The following is a 17,347-nucleotide window of genomic DNA, read 5'->3' on the forward strand; positions in this document are numbered from 1 at the left end:
GCGGTCCAGGGACGTGTGACCGCCTGCAGCCTCGCTCTACCCGCAGGAGCACCGTGGCAACTGGCCGAACTCACCGACCGGCGACCCGTAGCCGAGGGATTCCCGAGGCCACCGTCGCCCGGCTTCCGCTGTACCTCCGAGCCCTCACCGCGCTGTCGGAGCGCTCGGTGCCCACGGTCTCCTCCGAGGAGCTCGCGGCCGCCGCGGGGGTCAACTCCGCGAAGCTGCGCAAGGACTTCTCGTACCTCGGCTCCTACGGGACCAGGGGCGTCGGCTACGACGTCGAGTATCTCGTCTACCAGATCTCCCGCGAACTCGGCCTGACCCAGGACTGGCCGGTAGTGATCGTCGGTATCGGTAACCTCGGCGCCGCCCTCGCCAACTACGGCGGGTTCGCCTCCCGTGGGTTCCGGGTCGCGGCCCTCATCGACGCCGATCCCGCGATGGCCGGAAAGCCGGTGGCCGGGATCCCCGTCCAGCACACGGACGAGCTCGAAAAGATCATCAAGGACAACGGCGTGTCGATCGGTGTCATCGCCACGCCCGCCGGCGCCGCCCAGCAGGTCTGCGACCGCCTGGTCGCCGCCGGGGTGAGCTCCATCCTGAACTTCGCGCCGACCGTGCTGTCCGTCCCGGACGGCGTCGACGTACGCAAGGTCGACCTCTCCATCGAGCTGCAGATCCTCGCCTTCCACGAGCAGCGCAAGGCCGGCGAGGAGGCCGCCGCCCTGCACGACGGCACCGGACCGGTCGCCGCCACCCGCGAGGACTCCGCCGACAAGGGACCAGACGGGGACGTACCCGCCGTGATGCCGGCATGAGTCTCCTCGTTGTCGGGCTGAGTCACCGCAGCGCCCCGGTCAGCGTGCTGGAGAGGGCCGCGCTGAGCACGGACGCCCAGATCAAGCTGCTCCAGGACACGGTTGCGGCGGAGCCGGCCACCGAGGCCGCGGTGCTCGCCACCTGCAACCGCATCGAGCTGTATGCCGACGTGGACAAGTTCCATGCCGGTGTCGCCGAGCTGTCCACGCTGCTCGCCCAGCACAGCGGGGTCGGCCTGGAGGAGCTCACTCCCTACCTCTACGTGCACTACGAGGACCGGGCCGTCCACCACCTGTTCTCGGTGGCGTGCGGGCTGGACTCGATGGTCGTCGGCGAGGGCCAGATCCTCGGCCAGATAAAGGACTCCCTGGCCAAGGCGCAGGACGTGCACAGCGCGGGCCGCCTCCTGAACGACCTGTTCCAGCAGGCCCTCCGCGTCGGCAAGCGCGCCCACTCCGAGACCGGCATCGACCGCGCCGGGCAGTCCCTGGTCACCTTCGGCCTGGAACAGCTGGCGGCGGGCCAGGCGGTGGAGAAGTGGGCCAGGGGCAAGAAGGCCCTGGTCATCGGCGCCGGGTCGATGTCGTCCCTGGCCGCGGCCACGCTCGCGCGGGCCGGGGTCACCGAGATCGTGATCGCCAACCGCACCCACGACCGCGCCGAGCGCCTCGCCCGGATCCTCACCGAGGGCGACGACACGGACGTGCTGGCCCGCGCGGTACCGATGGAATCGGTGCCGGTCGAGCTGACACGTGCCGACGTCACCGTCTCCTGCACCGGCGCGACGGGGCTCGTCCTGACGGCCGAGTCGGTCGCGGCCGCGGTGGAGGGCCGTACCGGAGAGCCCGTCACGCGGAGCCGCACGGCTTCGGGCGCCGACTCCGGTCCTACGACCGCGCAGGCCGCCGGACGCGACGAGCTCCCGCCCACCAGCCTCGGCGCCGAGGACGGCTGTCCGCTCGACCCGCCCGCCGTGCAGGCGACCGCCGGATTCTCCGTGCTCGGCGAGGCGGCCGTGGCCGGTATGGCCGCCTCCGACCTGGAACAGCACGCGGCGTGGGTGGACAACGCCCCGCGCCAGCAGAGCACCGCCCCGGCCCAGGCGGGCGCCCTCACCACGCTCGACCCGGCCCAGGAGGCGGACGCCATCGCCGCGCTCGCCGCCGCCGTGGCGGTCCTCGGACGCGTCCCCGAGCGGCGCAAGCCCGAGCCGGTCGCCGAGATCCCGCGTCCCGAGCCGGTGTTCTTCCTGCTCGACCTCGCCATGCCACGTGACATCGACGCGGCCGTGCACCGGCTGACCGGGGTGCGGCTCGTCGACATCGAGTCGCTGGCGGAAGCTTCCGCCAACGCTCCGATGGCTGCCGACGTCGACCAGGTCCGCCGTATCGTCTCCGACGAGGTCACGGCCTTCGGGGCGGCGCTGCGGGCCGCGCACATCACGCCCACCGTGGTCGCCCTGCGGACGATGGCCGCCGACGTCGTGGCGGGCGAGATCGCCCGGCTCGAGGGACGGCTGCCCGGCCTCGACGACAAGCACCGCGGCGAGATCGCGCAGACCGTCAAGCGCGTGGTCGACAAGCTGCTGCACGCGCCGACCGTACGGGTCAAGCAGCTCGCGGCCGAGCCCGGCGGCGCCGGGTACGCGGACGCGCTGCGCACCCTGTTCGACCTCGACCCCGAGACGGTGGCCGCCGTCTCCCGCGCCGAGGACAACACCGAGAAGAACGGCAAGAACCGAGGGCCGGAATGACTCAGAAGGCATTGAGGCTCGGGACCAGGCGGAGCAGGCTCGCCCTGGCCCAGTCCGGGCAGGTGGCGGACGCCGTGAGCCAGGTGACCGGACGGCCCGTCGAGCTCGTCGAGATCACCACGTACGGCGATGTCTCCCGCGAGGCGCTCGCGCAGATCGGCGGCACGGGGGTGTTCGTCACCGCGCTGCGGGAGGCGTTGCTCAAGGGCGAGGTCGACTTCGCGGTGCACTCGCTGAAGGACCTGCCCACCGGGCAGCCGGACCAGCTGGCGCTGGCCGCGATCCCCGTGCGCGAGGATCCGCGCGACGTGATCGTCGCGCGGGACGCGCTGAAGCTCACCGACCTGCCGCGCGGGGCGCGCATCGGTACGGGCGCGCCGCGGCGGATGGCCCAGTTGAACGCGTACGCGCGCGGCCATGGGCTGGACATCGAGACGGTTCCGATCCGCGGGAACGTCGACACCCGGATCGGGTTCGTGCGGGACGGCGAACTGGATGCGGTGGTGCTGGCCGCGGCCGGCCTGCGGCGCATCGGCCGGATCGACGAAGTGACCGACTTCCTGTCGGTCGACACGGTTTTGCCCGCCCCCGGCCAGGGGGCACTGGCGATCGAGTGTGCCGCGGACCACGCGGGCCTGATCGCAGCGCTCGGCGAACTCGACGACCCGTTCACGCGGGCCGCCGTCACCGCCGAACGATCACTGCTCGCCGCCCTGGAGGCCGGTTGCAGCGCCCCTGTGGGGGCACTGGCCGACCTGTTGGCCGACGGGCAGATTGTCAAGGAAATGCGCCTGCGGGGCGTCGTCGGCACGACCGACGGCACTCGCATGGTGCAGCTGTCCACCACCGGTCCCGTGCCCGAGACGGACGACCAGGCAATGGCGCTCGGTCGCGAACTCGCCACCGAGATGCTTGCCCAGGGCGCGGCCGGTCTGATGGGGGAGCGAGCACATTGAGCCCCACCGCCCTTTCCGCCGGTCCTGAACACGGGCACGTCACCTTCCTGGGTGCCGGACCCGGGGATCCGGGACTGCTGACTCTGCGCGCCGTCGAGGCGCTGGCGAACGCGGACGTTCTCGTCGCCGGGCACGAGGTGCTCGACGTCGTACGTGCGCACGCCAGACAGGGCGTCGCCGTCGTGAACACGGATTCGGACCCTGCTACGGATTCCTTGGATGCCTTTACGGATCCTTCTTCCGGTCCGATTCCGCGCTCAGGCACGCCTCAACTGACGGTTGTTGACGGTGCGTCAACAACCGCTGGCGTCCCCGCCGTGCGGGATGCCGCACATCTTGTCATGGAGGCCGCGCGGGGCGGCAGGCGGGTCGTGCGTGCGGTGTCCGGGGACCCCGGACTCGACGCGTACGCCGCCGAGGAGATGCTGGCCTGCGCCGCGGCCGGCGTGCCGTTCGAGGTCGTGCCGGGTGTGGCCGCGGCGGTGGGCGTGCCCGCGTACGCCGGTGTGCCGCTGCGGGACGCAGAAGGCGCGGACGTGCGGTTCGTGGATGCGCGTACGGCCTCCGACCGGTGCTGGACGGAGGTGGGGGCTTCGGACGGGACAGTGGTCGTGTCGACGACCCTGGAGTCCGTCGCGGCTGCCGCCGGTGAGCTGGTTTCCGCCGGGCGCAAGCCCGATACGCCGCTGACGGTGACCGTTGCCGGTACGACCACTCGGCAGCGGACCTGGACCGCGACTTTGGGGACCATCGCGCAGACCCTGAAGCAGGCCAAGGTGCTGCCGTCGCCTGATGGGGCGCGGCCCGTGATAGCCGTGGTCGGTGAGCGTTCCGCCGCGGCTCAGCGTGATCAGCTTTCGTGGTTCGAGTCCAAGCCCCTGTTCGGCTGGAAGGTGCTCGTGCCGCGGACGAAGGAGCAGGCGGCTTCGCTCTCCGACCAGCTGCGGTCGTACGGGGCCGTGCCGCACGAGGTGCCGACGATCGCCGTCGAGCCGCCGCGGACGCCCCAGCAGATGGAGCGGGCGGTCAAGGGGCTGGTGACCGGGCGGTACGAGTGGATCGCCTTCACGTCGGTCAACGCGGTCAAGGCCGTTCGGGAGAAGTTCGAGGAGTACGGGCTTGATGCGCGCGCCTTCGCCGGCATCAAGGTCGCCGCGGTCGGGGAGCAGACCGCGAAGGCGCTGGTCGCGTTCGGTGTGAAGCCGGATTTGGTGCCGAGCGGGGAGCAGTCGGCCGCGGGGTTGCTGGAGGACTGGCCTCCGTACGATCCGGTGTTCGATCCGATCGACCGGGTGTTCCTGCCGCGGGCCGACATCGCCACGGAGACGCTGGTCGCCGGGCTGATCGAGCTCGGGTGGGAGGTCGACGACGTCACCGCCTATCGGACCGTGCGGGCCTCGCCGCCGCCGGCGGAGACCCGGGAGGCGATCAAGGGGGGTGGCTTCGACGCCGTTCTCTTCACGTCGTCGAGCACTGTGCGGAATCTGGTGGGTATCGCCGGTAAGCCGCACAACGTGACCGTGATCGCCTGCATTGGGCCCGCTACCGCGAAGACCGCCGAGGAGCACGGTCTTCGGGTGGATGTGATGGCTCCGGAGCCGTCCGTGCACAAGCTGGCGGAAGCGCTGGCCGAGTTCGGTATGCGGCGGCGGGCTGCCGCTCTGGATGCCGGGGATCCTGTTACTCGGCCCAGTGAGCGGCGTCCTGGGGCTCGGCGGAGGCGTACGACGACGTAGGGCGACGACGTGGCGTCCCGTGTGCCTACGCCGCCGGGGCCACCGTGTGGCCGAAGCGGAGTAGGTTCGACGGGTCGTAGGTCGACTTGGCGTGCCGGAGGTGGGCGTAGACCTCCGGGGTCCAGGCTCGGGCCCGGTCCTCTTCGTCGCCCGGAGTGCCGTGGACGTTCACGAAGGTGCGGCCTGTGCTGTACGGGGTCATCGCGGCGTGGAGTGCCCTTGTGGCGCGTTCGATGGCCTCGGCTGCCGGTGCGGCTTCCAGGACGCCCACCGCCTCCAGGAAGTACGTCGCGTCGCGGGCGCAGATCGCGTCCTCGGCGGGGGCCGGGCGGGACAGGGCGCCGCCCATGTGGCCGATCTCGACGAGGAGCAGCGGGCAGTCGGGGGCCTGGGGGCCGACCTGGTCCAGGAACGTGCGGATGGCGTCCGGGGACAGGTCGCGCAGGAGCAGGGACGACTCCCTCGCGGGAAGCGGGTCCTGCGGCGCCATGTGGATGCGGTCCAGGGCGGCGTAGTCCATCTCCTCCACCGTGTCGACGGCCACGGGTGCGGCGGCGCGGAGGGGGGCGAGCAGGCGTTCGCCGTCTTCCGGGTTGCCGGTCCAGGCGATCGCCACGCGGGCCCAGAAGCCGCCGCGCAGGGGTTCGGGGATCTGGGAGATGGGCGGCAGGCGGAGCAGCGTGAAGGCGCTGCACATCTCTGGGGGGACGGTTCGTGTCCAGTCGGCCCAGGTTGTGAGGAGTGCCTTCGCGTGGTCGCCGGGGCAGTAGATGCCGCCGCCGAGGAGGCGGGAGAGCGGGAGCAGGTCGCAGACCAGTTGCGTCACGATGCCGACGTTGCCCTTGCCGCCGCGCAGGGCCCAGAAGAGTTCGGGGTCTTGGACGGCGTCGGTCTCGTGGAGCGTGCCGTCGGGGGTGACGACCTGGAAGGAGCGGACGTGGTCGGTTGCGAAGCCGTATGTCCGGCCCAGGAGCGGGAGGCCGCCGCCGATCGTGTAGCCGATCATGCCCGCGCCGGTTGATGTGCCGGTCAAGGCGGCCAGGCCGTGGGGCGCGGCTGCGTCCAGGACGTGGCGCCCCTTCGCGCCGGCCGAGATCGTCGCGGTGCGTCGGGCCGGGTCTATGCGTACGTCCGTCATGCGGGCGGTGCTGATCAGCAGGCCCCTGTCCATGGGGAAGTTCGCGCCGTGGCCGGTGGCCTGGACGGCGACGGGGGTGCCGGTGGCGGTGGCCCAGCGCATCGCGGCCGCCACGTCGGCGGCGTCGATCGCTCCGACGACCACGTCGGGGGTGTGCAGGGCGGCCAGGTTGAAGCCGGTGACCTCTTCGGCGTAGCCGTCGTCGCCGGGGCGCAGGACCGGGCCTTGGATCTCGGAGAGGGCGAAGAGGTCGGGGGTGTCGTGGAGGTGGTGGGTGGCGGGCATCGCGTCCTCCTCGGGCTCAGCCTCTCCTTTCAGCTTGGACCTGTGGGGTGCGGGGCGCATGTGGGGTTGGGGGGCTTCCGGCGGTTGGGCCGGGGGTGCCTGCGGCGGTCTGCGGGGGTCTTGGGGGTGCGCGTAGCGCCTTGTGTTGGGTGGTGGGTCGGGGCCGCCGTACGCGACTGCGGGTGCTCGCTTCCGCGCCGACGTCCCGTCGGCAAAGGGGGTGCCGGGGCGGGCGTAGCGTAGGTGGCATGACGACGTACGGAACCTTCCCCGGCACGCGGCCGCGGCGGCTGCGAACCACCCCCGTCATGCGGCGCATGGTTGCCGAGACCCGGCTGCATCCGGCCGACTTCATCCTCCCGGCCTTTGTGCGGGAGGGGGCCGCAGAGCCCGTGCCGATCGCGGCCATGCCCGGAGTTGTGCAGCACACCCGGGACAGTCTGAAGAAGGCGGCTGCGGAGGCGGTGGCCGGCGGGCTCTCCGGGATCATGCTGTTCGGCGTGCCGGAGGAGTCGAAGAAGGATGCGGTCGGGACGCCCGGGACCGATCCGGACGGGATTCTGCAGGTCGCGATTCGTGATGTGCGGGCCGAGGTCGGGGACGAGCTGCTCGTCATGTCCGACCTGTGCCTGGACGAGACGACCGATCATGGGCACTGCGGGGTGCTGGACGCGGAGGGTCGTGTCGACAACGACGCGACTCTCGAGCGGTACGCCGAGATGGCTCAGGTGCAGGCCGATGCCGGGGCTCATGTGGTGGGGCCCAGCGGGATGATGGACGGGCAGGTCGGGGTCGTCAGGGATGCCCTTGACCAGATCGGGCGGGAGGATGTCGCGATCCTCGCCTATACGGCGAAGTACGCCTCCGCCTTCTACGGGCCTTTCCGGGAGGCTGTCGCCTCGTCGTTGAAGGGTGACCGGAAGACCTATCAGCAGGATCCGGCGAACCTGCGGGAGTCTCTGCGGGAGTTGGCGCTCGACCTCGAAGAGGGCGCCGACATGGTGATGGTGAAGCCTGCGGGTCCGTATCTGGACATCCTGGCCCGGGTCGCGGACGTGGTGGACGTGCCGGTTGCCGCGTATCAGATCTCCGGTGAGTACTCGATGATCGAGGCCGCCGCCGAGAAGGGGTGGATCGATCGGGACCGGGCCATCCTGGAGACGCTGACCGGGATCAAGCGGGCGGGTGCGCGGAACATCCTCACGTACTGGGCCACGGAGGTCGCTCAGCGGCTGCTGTGACGCAACGGTTCGGGATCGGTGCGGATACGGCTGGAACTCGGTTCGGGGAACGCCCGGGGGGCCTCTCGTTGTCTTTCGGTGGGTTTCGGGGCTTCTTTGGGTGACCTTCTGCGGGTCTGTCCGGAAACAGCCCTTGGGGTGGGCTGTTGCCGGGTGTGGAGCGTGATGAGCTGCGCGAATGTAACGAATTGACGAGTTCCCGTCAGGGTCCTTATCTTCTGCGCCTGGCCTGATCCATTCGGAGGGGTCTCACAGCGATCCCTGGGGGGACACAATGAGCTGGTTCATCGAGGTACTGAAGAAGTACGCGGTCTTCGCCGGGCGTGCGCGCCGCAAGGAATACTGGATGTTCACGCTGTTCACGGTGATCTTCTACATCGTGCTGGCGGCCGTCGGCTTCGCGATCGACTTCGCCTACCTGCCGGTCATCTTCGAGCTCGCGATCCTGCTGCCCACCTTGGGTGTCACGGTGCGCCGCCTGCACGACACGGGCCGCACCGGCTGGTGGATCCTCATCGGCCTGATCCCGCTCGTCGGCGCCATCGTCATGCTGGTCTTCCTGTGCAGCGACAGCGAGTCGGGTCAGAACAAGTACGGCCCGAACCCGAAGGAAGTTCCTGCCTTCGCCTGAGGTTCCGTGCCCTGTGCTTCGAGGCCGCCCGGCTGTTGTCCGGGCGGCCTTCGGCTTTGTTCGGCTTTCTGCGTTGTGAAGGGCGCCCCGGCCTTGGGGGCGGCCGGGCCTTCGTCTCGTACGCCTTCCCCGTCGTTGCATCCCGCCAGTACGAGCGTGGTGAGCGCCAGGGCGGTGGTGGCGAGGAGGCGGATGCGGGTTCGGGCGGGCATGGCGGCATGTGCCTTTCCGTGTGGCGGCTGAGGGCGTCGGGATCAGCGTGCGCGGTGGGCCGTCCCGGTCGCCACAGTTCGCGGCGGATTCGGGATGCCGGAGTGGTGGGACGGCTGATGACCTGCGGGGATGCCGCGTCCCGAGGATGCGGCGCGGGACGCCGTACGGGCCGATCCGGTGAAATATGGCAGCGGGCACCATCAAGTGCCGCCGGGAGTTAGGTTGTTGACCGCTCGTCCGCCGACTCTTTTTCAGGGAGACGTCCATGTCCGGTGACGCCCTCAGCCTCGATCCCGCCGAGCTGAGAAGGAGGATCGACACCACCAAGGCCCACCCGGCCCGCGTCTACGACGTCTTCCTGGGCGGCAAGGACAACTATCCCGTCGACCGTGAGGCGGCCGCCGCCGCGCTCGCCGCCAATCCGCGGGGCTATCTCGACGTACGGCACAACCGTGACTTCCTGCGGCGGGCGGTGAACACGCTGGCGAAGGAGGACGGCATCCGTCAGTTCCTCGACATCGGCACCGGGCTGCCGACCGCGGAGAACGTCCACCAGATCGTCCAGCGCATCAACCCCGACGCGCGGGTGGTGTACGTCGACAACGACCCCGTCGTCCTCGCCCACGCGCGCGCCCTGCTCACCAGCGGGCCCGAGGGCCGTACGGACTACATCGACGCCGACTTCAAGGACCCGGCGCACATCCTCGAACAGGCCGCGAAGACGCTGGACTTCGACGAGCCGGTCGCACTGTGCCTCGTGGCGATCCTGCACTTCGTGGAGGACGAGGAGGCGTACCCGATCGTGCGTGCGCTGATGGACGCGCTGCCCTCCGGCAGCCGGCTCGTCCTCAGCCACCTCACCGAGGACCTCAATCCGGAGAACATCCGGGCGGTGCAGCGGACGTACACCGAGCGCGGGTTCACCTTCGTGCTGCGGGCCAAGGCGGAGGTCGAGCGCTTCTTCACCGAGAATTCCCTGGAGCTCGCCGAGCCGGGAGTCGTGCCGGCCCACCACTGGCGGGCGGACGACGCGGCGCCGGTGCCGGAGCAGCCCGAGGCCTCTTATCTGGCGACCCTCGATGCCATCGAGAAGGTGCGCTATGCCGACATCAACGACGTCACGGACGCGGACATCAACGTGTACGCGGGTGTGGGGAAGAAGGCGTGAGGCGCTGACCGGCGTGTCCGTATCCCGAAAAGCTGCTTGTAGGCGGCATGTACTTCTCTAGGCTGCCCGGCAGGAGTCGCCTCGCAGCCTAAGGAGCCGTGTCATGACGGTCACCGAGCCCGTGCCCACGTCCACCTCCGCGCCCTTGCCGCCGCTGGCCGCGCGGGCCCGGTCCGTCGGGGGTTCGCCGGTACGGGACATCCTCGCCGTCACCGCCCGCCCCGAGGTGATCAACTTCGCGGGCGGGCTGCCCGCTCCCGAGCTGTTCGACCAGGAGGGCGTCGCCGCCGCCTTCCGTGACGTGCTCGCCGAGACACCCGGGCGGGCGCTGCAGTACTCCACGACCGAGGGCGAGCCCGCGCTGCGGGCCGCGCTCGCCGCGCGCACGGCGGTGCGGGGGCTCGCCACCGACGCCGACGACATCCTTGTCACCACCGGGTCGCAGCAGGCGCTGTCCCTGCTCGCCACCGTGCTGCTGGAACCCGGGGACACGGTCCTCGTCGAAAGTCCCTGCTATCTGGCGGCACTTCAGGCCTTCGGGTTCGCGGGCGCGCGGGTCGTGGCGGTGCCCGGGGACGAGGAGGGGCTGGATCCCGAGGCGCTGGAGGAGCTGGTGGTGCGGGAGCGGCCCAAGCTGCTCTACACCGTGCCCACCTTCCAGAACCCGACCGGCCGCACCCTGCCGGCCGAACGCCGGGCCGCCGTGGCCTCCGTCGCCGCCCGCCGAGGGCTGTGGATCGTCGAGGACGACCCGTACGGGGAGCTGCGCTTCGAGGGCGAGCGGGTGCCGTGGATCGCCTCCTACGAGGAGACACGCGACCGGGTCGTCCTGCTCGGCTCCTTCTCCAAGGTCATGGCGCCGGGGCTGCGGCTCGGGTGGCTGCGGGCGCCCGGTGAACTGCGCCGGGCCTGCGTGGTCGCCAAACAGGCCGCCGACCTGCACACCGCCACCGTCAACCAGCTCGCCGCCGCACGGTACTTGGCGGACCGGGACCTGGACGCCCACGTCGGGCGGGTCGCCGGCGTGTACCGGGAGCGGCGGGACGCGATGCTGGGCGGGCTGCCGGAGGCCCTTCCCGCGGGCTCGACCTGGACGCGTCCCGAGGGCGGGATGTTCCTCTGGGTCCGGCTGCCGTCGTCGTACGACACGACGGAACTGCTGGGGAGGGTGGTGCGGCATGACGTGGCCTACGTTCCGGGCGCGCCCTTCTATGCCGGTGAGGCGGATCGGTCGACCCTGCGGCTGTGCTTCGTGACGCAGACGCCGGGGGAGATCGGGGAAGGGCTGCGGAGGTTGGGGGAGGGGCTGAAGGGCAGGCCCTAGGACCAAAGGCGGGGGCGGGGTCCGGCTGCGGTTGGCGGACGGGGCGTGGGGAGGGTGCCTACGTTGAAGGCATGTCTGACACGGTTCTGTTCGACCTTGACGCGTATCTCGAGCGGATCGGATGGGAGGGGGAGCGGCGGGCCGACGTGGAGACGCTGAGGGGGGGTGCATCTGGCGCACTCGCGGGCCGTCCCGTTCGAGAACCTGGATGCCCTGCGCCGTGTGGCTCCCTCCCTCGAAACCGCCGACCTCATGGCCAAGCTGGTCCACAGCCGGCGCGGCGGCTACTGCTACGAACACAACACCCTGTTCTCGCTGGCCCTGGAGGCGCTGGGGTTCCGGGTGACCCGACTGGTAGCGCGTGTCGTCGTGGGCGCCGACAGTTTCGCCGACCGCCCCCGCACTCACATTGCCCTGCTCGTCCAGGCGCCGGGGGACCCGCAACCGTATCTGGCGGACGTGGGCTTCGGGGCCATCGGGGCGCTGCTGGAGCCGGTGCCGCTGGTGGCCGGTACCGAGTTCCGGGACGCGGAGCGGCGGCACCGGCTGGTGCACGCGGCACACGACGGGCCGCTGGAGATGTGGGTGCTCGAGGCGTACGCCGAACAGTGGCAGGCACAGTACGCCTTCACGCTGGATCCGGTCGAGAAGCCCGACCTCGAGGTCTTCAACTGGTACGTCGGCACGCATCCGCGCTCGCCCTTCACCCAGCGCGTCTACGTCCAGAGCGTCAGCCCCGAACGCCACCTCCTCCTCCACGGCCGTCTCCTCACCGAGACGTGGGCCGACGGCACGGTCAAGAAGCGGGAGGTGGCGGACGAGGCGGAGGCGCGGCGCGTTCTGGAGGAGGAGCTGGGTGTCACGGCTCCGGAGGGGATGACCCTGCTGTCGTGACGGCCGGCCGGTGTCAGTCCCACCAGAAGTGCCAGGCGGGCTGGTTGAGGAGTTGCCGCTCGGCGTAGGCGCGCAGGGTGGTGTCGCTGCCCTGCCAGATGTTGTCCGGGCAGAACGCGAAGTGCTCGGCGGCGAGGGCCTCCGCCTCGGCGAGAGTGCGGGGCGGGACCGCGACGGACACGAGCAGGTGGTCGAAGCCGAGCGCGACGAGCCGTATGCCGAAGCGGTCCTCCCAGGAGCGGAGCACCGCGCACAGCCGGGCCGTGTCGCCCTCGTGGTTCGCCGGACCCGTCCAGCCGATCACGGCCGGGATGTCGGCGCTGCGGCGGGCCGGGACGAGAGCGAGGCGGGGCTCCTTGAGCGGTCCGCCGCTTTCGAGGAGGGCATCGGCGATCTCGGCGGCGACGGTGTCGGGATCGGGATCGGCGTCGGGGCCGGCGGGGCCGTCCGTGAGGCCCGGCCACTCCTCGCCCTGCGCCGCGCACTCGTCCCAGAACTCGGCGAGCACCTCCTCGGCGTCGTGATCCCCGGGATACGACATCTCCCCGGGCATCAACACCCACTCCTCCGGCCCGCCATGGCCACCACCCAGGTCCACGACGACCGGCAGCAGACCGGCCGCCCGCCGGGCCGGCTCCAGCGCGGCCCAGCCACCGGGCACGGCCGGCTCGTCCGCACACCACAGCAACGGCTCCTGTGCAGGGCCCTCGGCCCCCTCGTCCGACGCGTCGATCAGTCTCCCGGACGGGAGTTCAAGTCCCAGGACACGACCGCTCGGGTCGGCCGCCAGCTTCGGCAGGGGGTTCGGAAGTGTCGCCATGTCGGTGACTGTAAGGGCGGGCACTGACAACGGCGGGAGGAGGGGGGAGGAGAGCAGGCGGGGCATCTGGGACACGTACTGACCTAGATGCCTCCTACGGTCGGCCCATGACCACGTCATCGGAGAGCCCCGTCCTGTCCCTTCCCGGCGAGCACGGCGAGCACGGCGAGCACGGCGAGTTGCTGCTCGCCCTCGCGGAGCAGCGGGAGCTGCTGCTGATCACCGTCCGCGGTCTCACCGACACGCAGGCCGCGCGGCGTACGACCGTGAGCGAACTGACGCTGGGCGGGATCATCAAGCACCTCGCCCAGGGAGAGGAGGTGTGGACGCAGATCATGGCCAAGGGAGACGGAGAGCTTCCGGAGGGCATGCTCGACATGGGGCAGTACCGCATGGCCGAGGGCGACACGCTCGCCGGCCTGCTGGAGCGGTACGCGGCGGCGGCGCGGGCGACCGAGGAGGCCGTGGCCGCGCTGCCGGACCTGGACCGCCGCGTGCCGCTCCCGAGAACGCCGTGGTCTCCGCCGGAGCCCGAGTACTGGTCCGCCCGCCGGATCCTGCTGCACCTGATCAGGGAGACGGCCCAGCACGCCGGGCACGCCGACATCATCCGGGAAGCGCTGGACGGCGCGAACACCACCGCCCAGCGCTGACCGGGACCGTCAGAGCCGCTCAGGCGTCCGGATCCCCAGCAGGGCCATGCCCCGGTGCAGCGTGCGGGCCGTGACGTCGCACAGGAACAGGCGGTTCTGCACCTGCTGCGGCGTCTCCGCCTTCAGGACCGGGCACTTGTCGTAGAACGTCGTGTACAGGGACGCCAACTGGTAGAGGTAGGCCGCCAGCTTGTGCGGGGCGTACTCCTTCGCCGCCTCCGCCACCGTCTCCGCGAAGGCGTCGACGTGCAGGCCCAGCGCGCGCTCCGCCTCGTGCAGGTCCAGCTCCGGGTGCGCGGCGGGGCGGGCCTCGCCGGCCTTGCGCAGGATCGAGCGGATACGGGCGTACGCGTACTGGAGGTACACGCTCGTGTCGCCGTTCAGCGAGACCATCTGGTCCAGGTCGAACTTGTAGTCCCGGTTCGCCGACGTCGACAGGTCCGCGTACTTCACCGCGCCGATGCCCACCTGGGTGCCCCGCTCGGCGATCTCCTCCTCCGAGAGGTCCTGCGCCTTCTCCCGTACGACGGCACAGGCGCGGTCGATCGCCTCGTCCAGCAGGTCGACCAGGCGGATCGTCTCGCCCTCACGGGTCTTGAACGGCTTGCCGTCCTTGCCGAGGACCGTGCCGAAGGCCAGCTGGACCGCCTTCACGTCCTCGTTCAGCCAGCCCGCCCTGCGCGCCGTCTCGAAGACCATCTTGAAGTGCAGCGACTGGCGGGCGTCGACCACGTACAGCAGCGTGTTCGTCTTGAGGTTGAAGACGCGGTCGCGGATCGCCGACAGGTCGGTGGCCGCGTAGCCGTAGCCGCCGTCCGACTTCTGCACGATCAGCGGGACCGGCTTGCCGTCCGGGCCCTTGATGTCGTCGAAGAACACGCACAGCGCGCCCTCGGAGCGGACCGCGACGCCCGACTCCTCCAGCAGGCGGCAGGTCTCCGCGAGCATGTCGTTGTAGCCCGACTCGCCGACGATGTCCGCATCCCGGACCTCCATGTCCAGCTTCTCGAAGACGGAGAAGAAGTAGATCTTCGACTCGTCCACGAACTTCTGCCACATGGCGAGCGTGTGCGGGTCGCCGGCCTGGAGGTCGACCACCCGGCGCCGGGCCCGCGTCTTGAACTCCTCGTCGGAGTCGAAGTGCTTGCGCGCGGCCTTGTAGAGGCGGTCGAGGTTCGACATCGCCTCCTCGCCGGAAACCTGCGCGTCCTTGTGGTCCAGCTCGTGCGGGTGCTCCTCCAGATACTGGATCAGCATGCCGAACTGGGTGCCCCAGTCGCCGATGTGGTGCCGGCGGACCACCGTCTCACCGGTGAACTCCAGGAGCTGGACCACCGCGTCACCGATCACGGCGGAGCGCAGGTGGCCGACGTGCATCTCCTTCGCCACGTTCGGCTGCGCGTAGTCGATCACCGTCGTGCCCGGGTTCTCCGCGAACGGGACGCCGAGGCGCTCGGGGTCCGCGTACCGCGCGGCCAGGTTCTCCGTGATCGCCTGGTCCGTGACCGTGATGTTCAGGAAGCCGGGGCCGGAGACCTCGATGTCCTTGATCACGTCACCCGTCCCGACCCGCGTGACGACCTGCGTCGCCAGCTCCCGCGGGTTCGCCTTGGCCTTCTTCGCCAGCGCCAGGATCCCGTTGGCCTGGAAGTCAGCCCGGTCGCTTCGTCGCAGCAGCGGGTCGGCAGAGCCGGCCTCCGGCAGGGCAGCCAAGAGGGCGGTCGCGAGACGCTGGTTGACGGAAGCGGTGAGGGACGTGACCGAGGCCATGGAGTGGGTGCCGTTCTCCTCGTGGGATGGATAGACACGGCCAGTATCCCATGGTGCGTAAAGCGGTTTTCTCGGGCGCGGGGAGGTCTGGGAGAATGGGCGGGTCAGCCGTGCGACCGCACCGGCTGTTCGAGCAGAGCTCTCAGGAAACACTCCCAGCAAAACTCTCAGAAAAAGAGGACGTGCCGATCGTGGCTCAGAGCACCGAGACCACCGACTGGGTCTCCCGTTTCGCGGATGAGGTCATCGAGGAGTCGGAGCGTCGGGCCCCGGGCAAACCGGTTGTCGTCGCGTCCGGGCTCTCCCCGTCCGGCCCCATCCACCTGGGGAACCTGCGGGAGGTCATGACCCCGCACCTGGTGGCGGACGAGATCCGGCGGCGCGGGCATCAGGTGCGGCACCTGATCTCCTGGGACGACTACGACCGGTACCGCAAGGTGCCCGCCGGTGTGGCCGGCGTCGACGAGTCCTGGGCCGAGCACATCGGCAAGCCGCTCACCTCCGTCCCGGCCCCCAAGGGCTCCGCCCACCCCAACTGGGCCGAGCACTTCAAGGCCGCGATGACCGAGTCGCTCGCCGAGCTGGGCGTCGAGTTCGACGGGATCAGCCAGACCGCGCAGTACACCTCCGGGGTGTACCGGGAGCAGATCCTGCACGCCATCAAGCACCGCGGCGACATCGACGCGATCCTCGACCAGTACCGGACCAAGAAGGCTCCCGCGAAGAAGCAGTCGCAGAAGCCCGTCGACGAGGCCGAGCTCGAGGCCGCCGAGGGATCGGGGGCGGCCGGCGAGGACGACGGCAGCTCCGGCTCCGCCGGGTACTTCCCGTACAAGCCGTACTGCGGCAACTGCGAGAAGGACCTCACCACCGTCACCGCCTACGACGACGACACCACCGAGCTGACCTACACCTGCACCGCCTGCGGCTTCGGCGAGACCGTGCGGCTGAACGAGTTCAACCGCGGCAAGCTGGTGTGGAAGGTCGACTGGCCGATGCGATGGGCGTACGAGGGCGTCGTCTTCGAGCCGAGCGGCGTCGACCACTCGTCCCCCGGGTCCTCCTTCCAGGTGGGCGGACAGATCGTGGGGATCTTCGGCGGCAAGCAGCCGATCGGGCCCATGTACGCCTTCGTGGGGATCAGCGGCATGGCGAAGATGTCGTCGTCCCGCGGCGGCGTGCCCACGCCCGCGGACGCGCTGAAGATCATGGAGCCGCAGCTCCTGCGCTGGCTGTACGCCCGGCGCCGGCTCAACCAGTCCTTCAAGATCGCCTTCGACCAGGAGATCCAGCGCCTCTACGACGAGTGGGACAAGCTCGACGCCAAGGTGGCCGACGGGTCGGCACTTCCGGCGGACGTCGCCGCGCACGCGCGTGCGGTGGGGACCGCCGGCGGTGAGCTGCCGAAGACGCCCCGACCTCTGCCGTACCGGACCCTCGCCTCCGTCGCCGACATCACCGCCGGGCACGAGGACCAGGCACTGCGGATCCTCTCCGAGCTGGACCCGGAGAACCCGCTGGCGTCGCTGGACGAGGCCCGGCCGCGCTACGACAGGGCCGAGGCGTGGATCAACACGCAGGTGCCCGCCGACCAGCGGACCATCGTGCGGGACGAACCCGACGCCGAGCTGCTGAAGTCCCTCGACGAGCAGGCCCAGCAGTCGCTGCGACTGCTGCTGGACGGGCTGGCCGAGCACTGGTCGCTGGACGGGCTCACCCACCTCGTCTACGGCGTGCCCAAGGTGCAGGCCGGGTTCTCCGCGGACGCGACGCCCAAGGAGCTGCCGCCGGAGATCAAGACCGCCCAGCGGTCCTTCTTCGCGCTGCTGTACCACCTGCTGGTGGGGCGGGACACCGGGCCGCGGCTGCCCACGCTGTTGCTGGCGGTGGGGCAGGAGCGGGTGCGGGCCCTGCTCGGGGAGTAAGCGGTTCTACGACGATGG

The 17,347-nt window shown here is 70.6% G+C and carries 13 protein-coding genes and 1 pseudogene; 11 read left to right on the forward strand and 3 right to left on the reverse strand.

All coding sequences use genetic code 11. The features are described 5' to 3' along the window. The first annotated feature begins 53 nt into the window (after nucleotides 1–53). The 4 genes from ABT063_RS17640 to ABT063_RS17655 are packed head-to-tail and all read left to right on the forward strand — an operon-like array spanning nucleotide 54 to nucleotide 5,267. Nucleotides 54–821 (forward strand): redox-sensing transcriptional repressor Rex, encoded by a 768-nt coding sequence (locus tag ABT063_RS17640; protein ID WP_351058262.1) that lies wholly within the window; start codon nucleotides 54–56, stop codon nucleotides 819–821. Continuing rightward, the gene (locus ABT063_RS17645; RefSeq protein WP_351058263.1) at nucleotides 818–2,575 is read left to right on the forward strand and encodes a glutamyl-tRNA reductase; all 1,758 of its coding nucleotides are present in this window, start codon (nucleotides 818–820) and stop codon (nucleotides 2,573–2,575) included. Before ABT063_RS17640 ends, ABT063_RS17645 begins: the two co-directional genes overlap by 4 nt. Continuing rightward, nucleotides 2,572–3,531 carry a hydroxymethylbilane synthase gene (hemC, locus tag ABT063_RS17650; RefSeq protein ID WP_351058264.1) on the forward strand — a complete coding sequence of 320 codons (960 nt, stop codon included), beginning with the start codon at nucleotides 2,572–2,574 and terminating at the stop codon, nucleotides 3,529–3,531. Before ABT063_RS17645 ends, hemC begins: the two co-directional genes overlap by 4 nt. Next, the gene (locus tag ABT063_RS17655; protein WP_351058265.1) at nucleotides 3,528–5,267 is read left to right on the forward strand and encodes a bifunctional uroporphyrinogen-III C-methyltransferase/uroporphyrinogen-III synthase; all 1,740 of its coding nucleotides are present in this window, start codon (nucleotides 3,528–3,530) and stop codon (nucleotides 5,265–5,267) included. Before hemC ends, ABT063_RS17655 begins: the two co-directional genes overlap by 4 nt. 25 nt (nucleotides 5,268–5,292) lie before the next feature. On the opposite strand, the gene ABT063_RS17660 is transcribed toward ABT063_RS17655, so the two are convergent. Beyond that, nucleotides 5,293–6,690: an FAD-binding oxidoreductase gene (locus ABT063_RS17660; RefSeq protein ID WP_351058266.1), complete on the reverse strand. Its 1,398-nt coding sequence runs from the start codon at nucleotides 6,688–6,690 to the stop codon at nucleotides 5,293–5,295. A 248-nt stretch (nucleotides 6,691–6,938) separates the two neighbouring features. Between ABT063_RS17660 and hemB the strand changes: the two genes are divergently transcribed. The 5 genes and pseudogenes from hemB (at nucleotide 6,939) to ABT063_RS17685 (ending at nucleotide 12,161) form a co-directional block, all read left to right on the forward strand. Continuing rightward, nucleotides 6,939–7,931: a porphobilinogen synthase gene (gene hemB, locus ABT063_RS17665; RefSeq protein ID WP_351058267.1), complete on the forward strand. Its 993-nt coding sequence runs from the start codon at nucleotides 6,939–6,941 to the stop codon at nucleotides 7,929–7,931. A 274-nt stretch (nucleotides 7,932–8,205) separates the two neighbouring features. Then, a complete protein-coding gene (locus tag ABT063_RS17670; RefSeq protein ID WP_351058268.1) occupies nucleotides 8,206–8,562 on the forward strand; it encodes a DUF805 domain-containing protein in 357 nt (118 codons plus the stop codon). A gap of 478 nt (nucleotides 8,563–9,040) precedes the next feature. Further along, a complete protein-coding gene (locus ABT063_RS17675; RefSeq protein ID WP_351058269.1) occupies nucleotides 9,041–9,943 on the forward strand; it encodes an SAM-dependent methyltransferase in 903 nt (300 codons plus the stop codon). 103 nt (nucleotides 9,944–10,046) lie between these two features. Then, nucleotides 10,047–11,267, forward strand: coding sequence for an aminotransferase-like domain-containing protein (locus ABT063_RS17680; protein WP_351058270.1), 1,221 nt, complete (start codon nucleotides 10,047–10,049; stop codon nucleotides 11,265–11,267). 71 nt (nucleotides 11,268–11,338) lie between these two features. Continuing rightward, nucleotides 11,339–12,161 (forward strand): annotated as a pseudogene (locus ABT063_RS17685) (arylamine N-acetyltransferase family protein). Between the two features lie 13 nt (nucleotides 12,162–12,174). Here the strand turns inward: ABT063_RS17685 and ABT063_RS17690 are convergent. Next, nucleotides 12,175–12,981 carry a DUF4253 domain-containing protein gene (locus ABT063_RS17690; protein WP_351058271.1) on the reverse strand — a complete coding sequence of 269 codons (807 nt, stop codon included), beginning with the start codon at nucleotides 12,979–12,981 and terminating at the stop codon, nucleotides 12,175–12,177. 107 nt (nucleotides 12,982–13,088) lie between these two features. On the opposite strand from ABT063_RS17690, the gene ABT063_RS17695 reads away from it, so the two are divergent. After that, nucleotides 13,089–13,634: a DinB family protein gene (locus ABT063_RS17695; protein WP_351058272.1), complete on the forward strand. Its 546-nt coding sequence runs from the start codon at nucleotides 13,089–13,091 to the stop codon at nucleotides 13,632–13,634. 9 nt (nucleotides 13,635–13,643) lie between these two features. On the opposite strand, the gene argS is transcribed toward ABT063_RS17695, so the two are convergent. Beyond that, the gene (gene argS, locus ABT063_RS17700) at nucleotides 13,644–15,404 is read right to left on the reverse strand and encodes an arginine--tRNA ligase (protein WP_351058273.1); all 1,761 of its coding nucleotides are present in this window, start codon (nucleotides 15,402–15,404) and stop codon (nucleotides 13,644–13,646) included. A gap of 182 nt (nucleotides 15,405–15,586) precedes the next feature. Here argS and lysS point away from each other — a divergent pair, with 182 nt between their 5' ends. Beyond that, the gene (gene lysS, locus ABT063_RS17705) at nucleotides 15,587–17,329 is read left to right on the forward strand and encodes a lysine--tRNA ligase (RefSeq protein WP_351058274.1); all 1,743 of its coding nucleotides are present in this window, start codon (nucleotides 15,587–15,589) and stop codon (nucleotides 17,327–17,329) included. Nucleotides 17,330–17,347 lie beyond the last annotated feature (18 nt).

Origin of the sequence: Streptomyces sp. NPDC002838 (assembly GCF_040295365.1) — a bacterium.
Lineage (GTDB): Bacteria > Actinomycetota > Actinomycetes > Streptomycetales > Streptomycetaceae > Streptomyces.

Excerpts from the sequence above, each read along its gene's own strand:
- ABT063_RS17645 (WP_351058263.1), top strand. The coding sequence starts at position 818 with ATGAGTCTCCTCGTTGTCGGGCTGAGTCACCGCAGCGCCCCGGTCAGC.
- hemC (WP_351058264.1), top strand. The coding sequence starts at position 2,572 with ATGACTCAGAAGGCATTGAGGCTCGGGACCAGGCGGAGCAGGCTCGCC.
- ABT063_RS17660 (WP_351058266.1), bottom strand. The coding sequence starts at position 6,690 with ATGCCCGCCACCCACCACCTCCACGACACCCCCGACCTCTTCGCCCTC.
- hemB (WP_351058267.1), top strand. The coding sequence starts at position 6,939 with ATGACGACGTACGGAACCTTCCCCGGCACGCGGCCGCGGCGGCTGCGA.
- ABT063_RS17670 (WP_351058268.1), top strand. The coding sequence starts at position 8,206 with ATGAGCTGGTTCATCGAGGTACTGAAGAAGTACGCGGTCTTCGCCGGG.
- ABT063_RS17675 (WP_351058269.1), top strand. The coding sequence starts at position 9,041 with ATGTCCGGTGACGCCCTCAGCCTCGATCCCGCCGAGCTGAGAAGGAGG.
- ABT063_RS17680 (WP_351058270.1), top strand. The coding sequence starts at position 10,047 with ATGACGGTCACCGAGCCCGTGCCCACGTCCACCTCCGCGCCCTTGCCG.
- ABT063_RS17690 (WP_351058271.1), bottom strand. The coding sequence starts at position 12,981 with ATGGCGACACTTCCGAACCCCCTGCCGAAGCTGGCGGCCGACCCGAGC.
- ABT063_RS17695 (WP_351058272.1), top strand. The coding sequence starts at position 13,089 with ATGACCACGTCATCGGAGAGCCCCGTCCTGTCCCTTCCCGGCGAGCAC.
- argS (WP_351058273.1), bottom strand. The coding sequence starts at position 15,404 with ATGGCCTCGGTCACGTCCCTCACCGCTTCCGTCAACCAGCGTCTCGCG.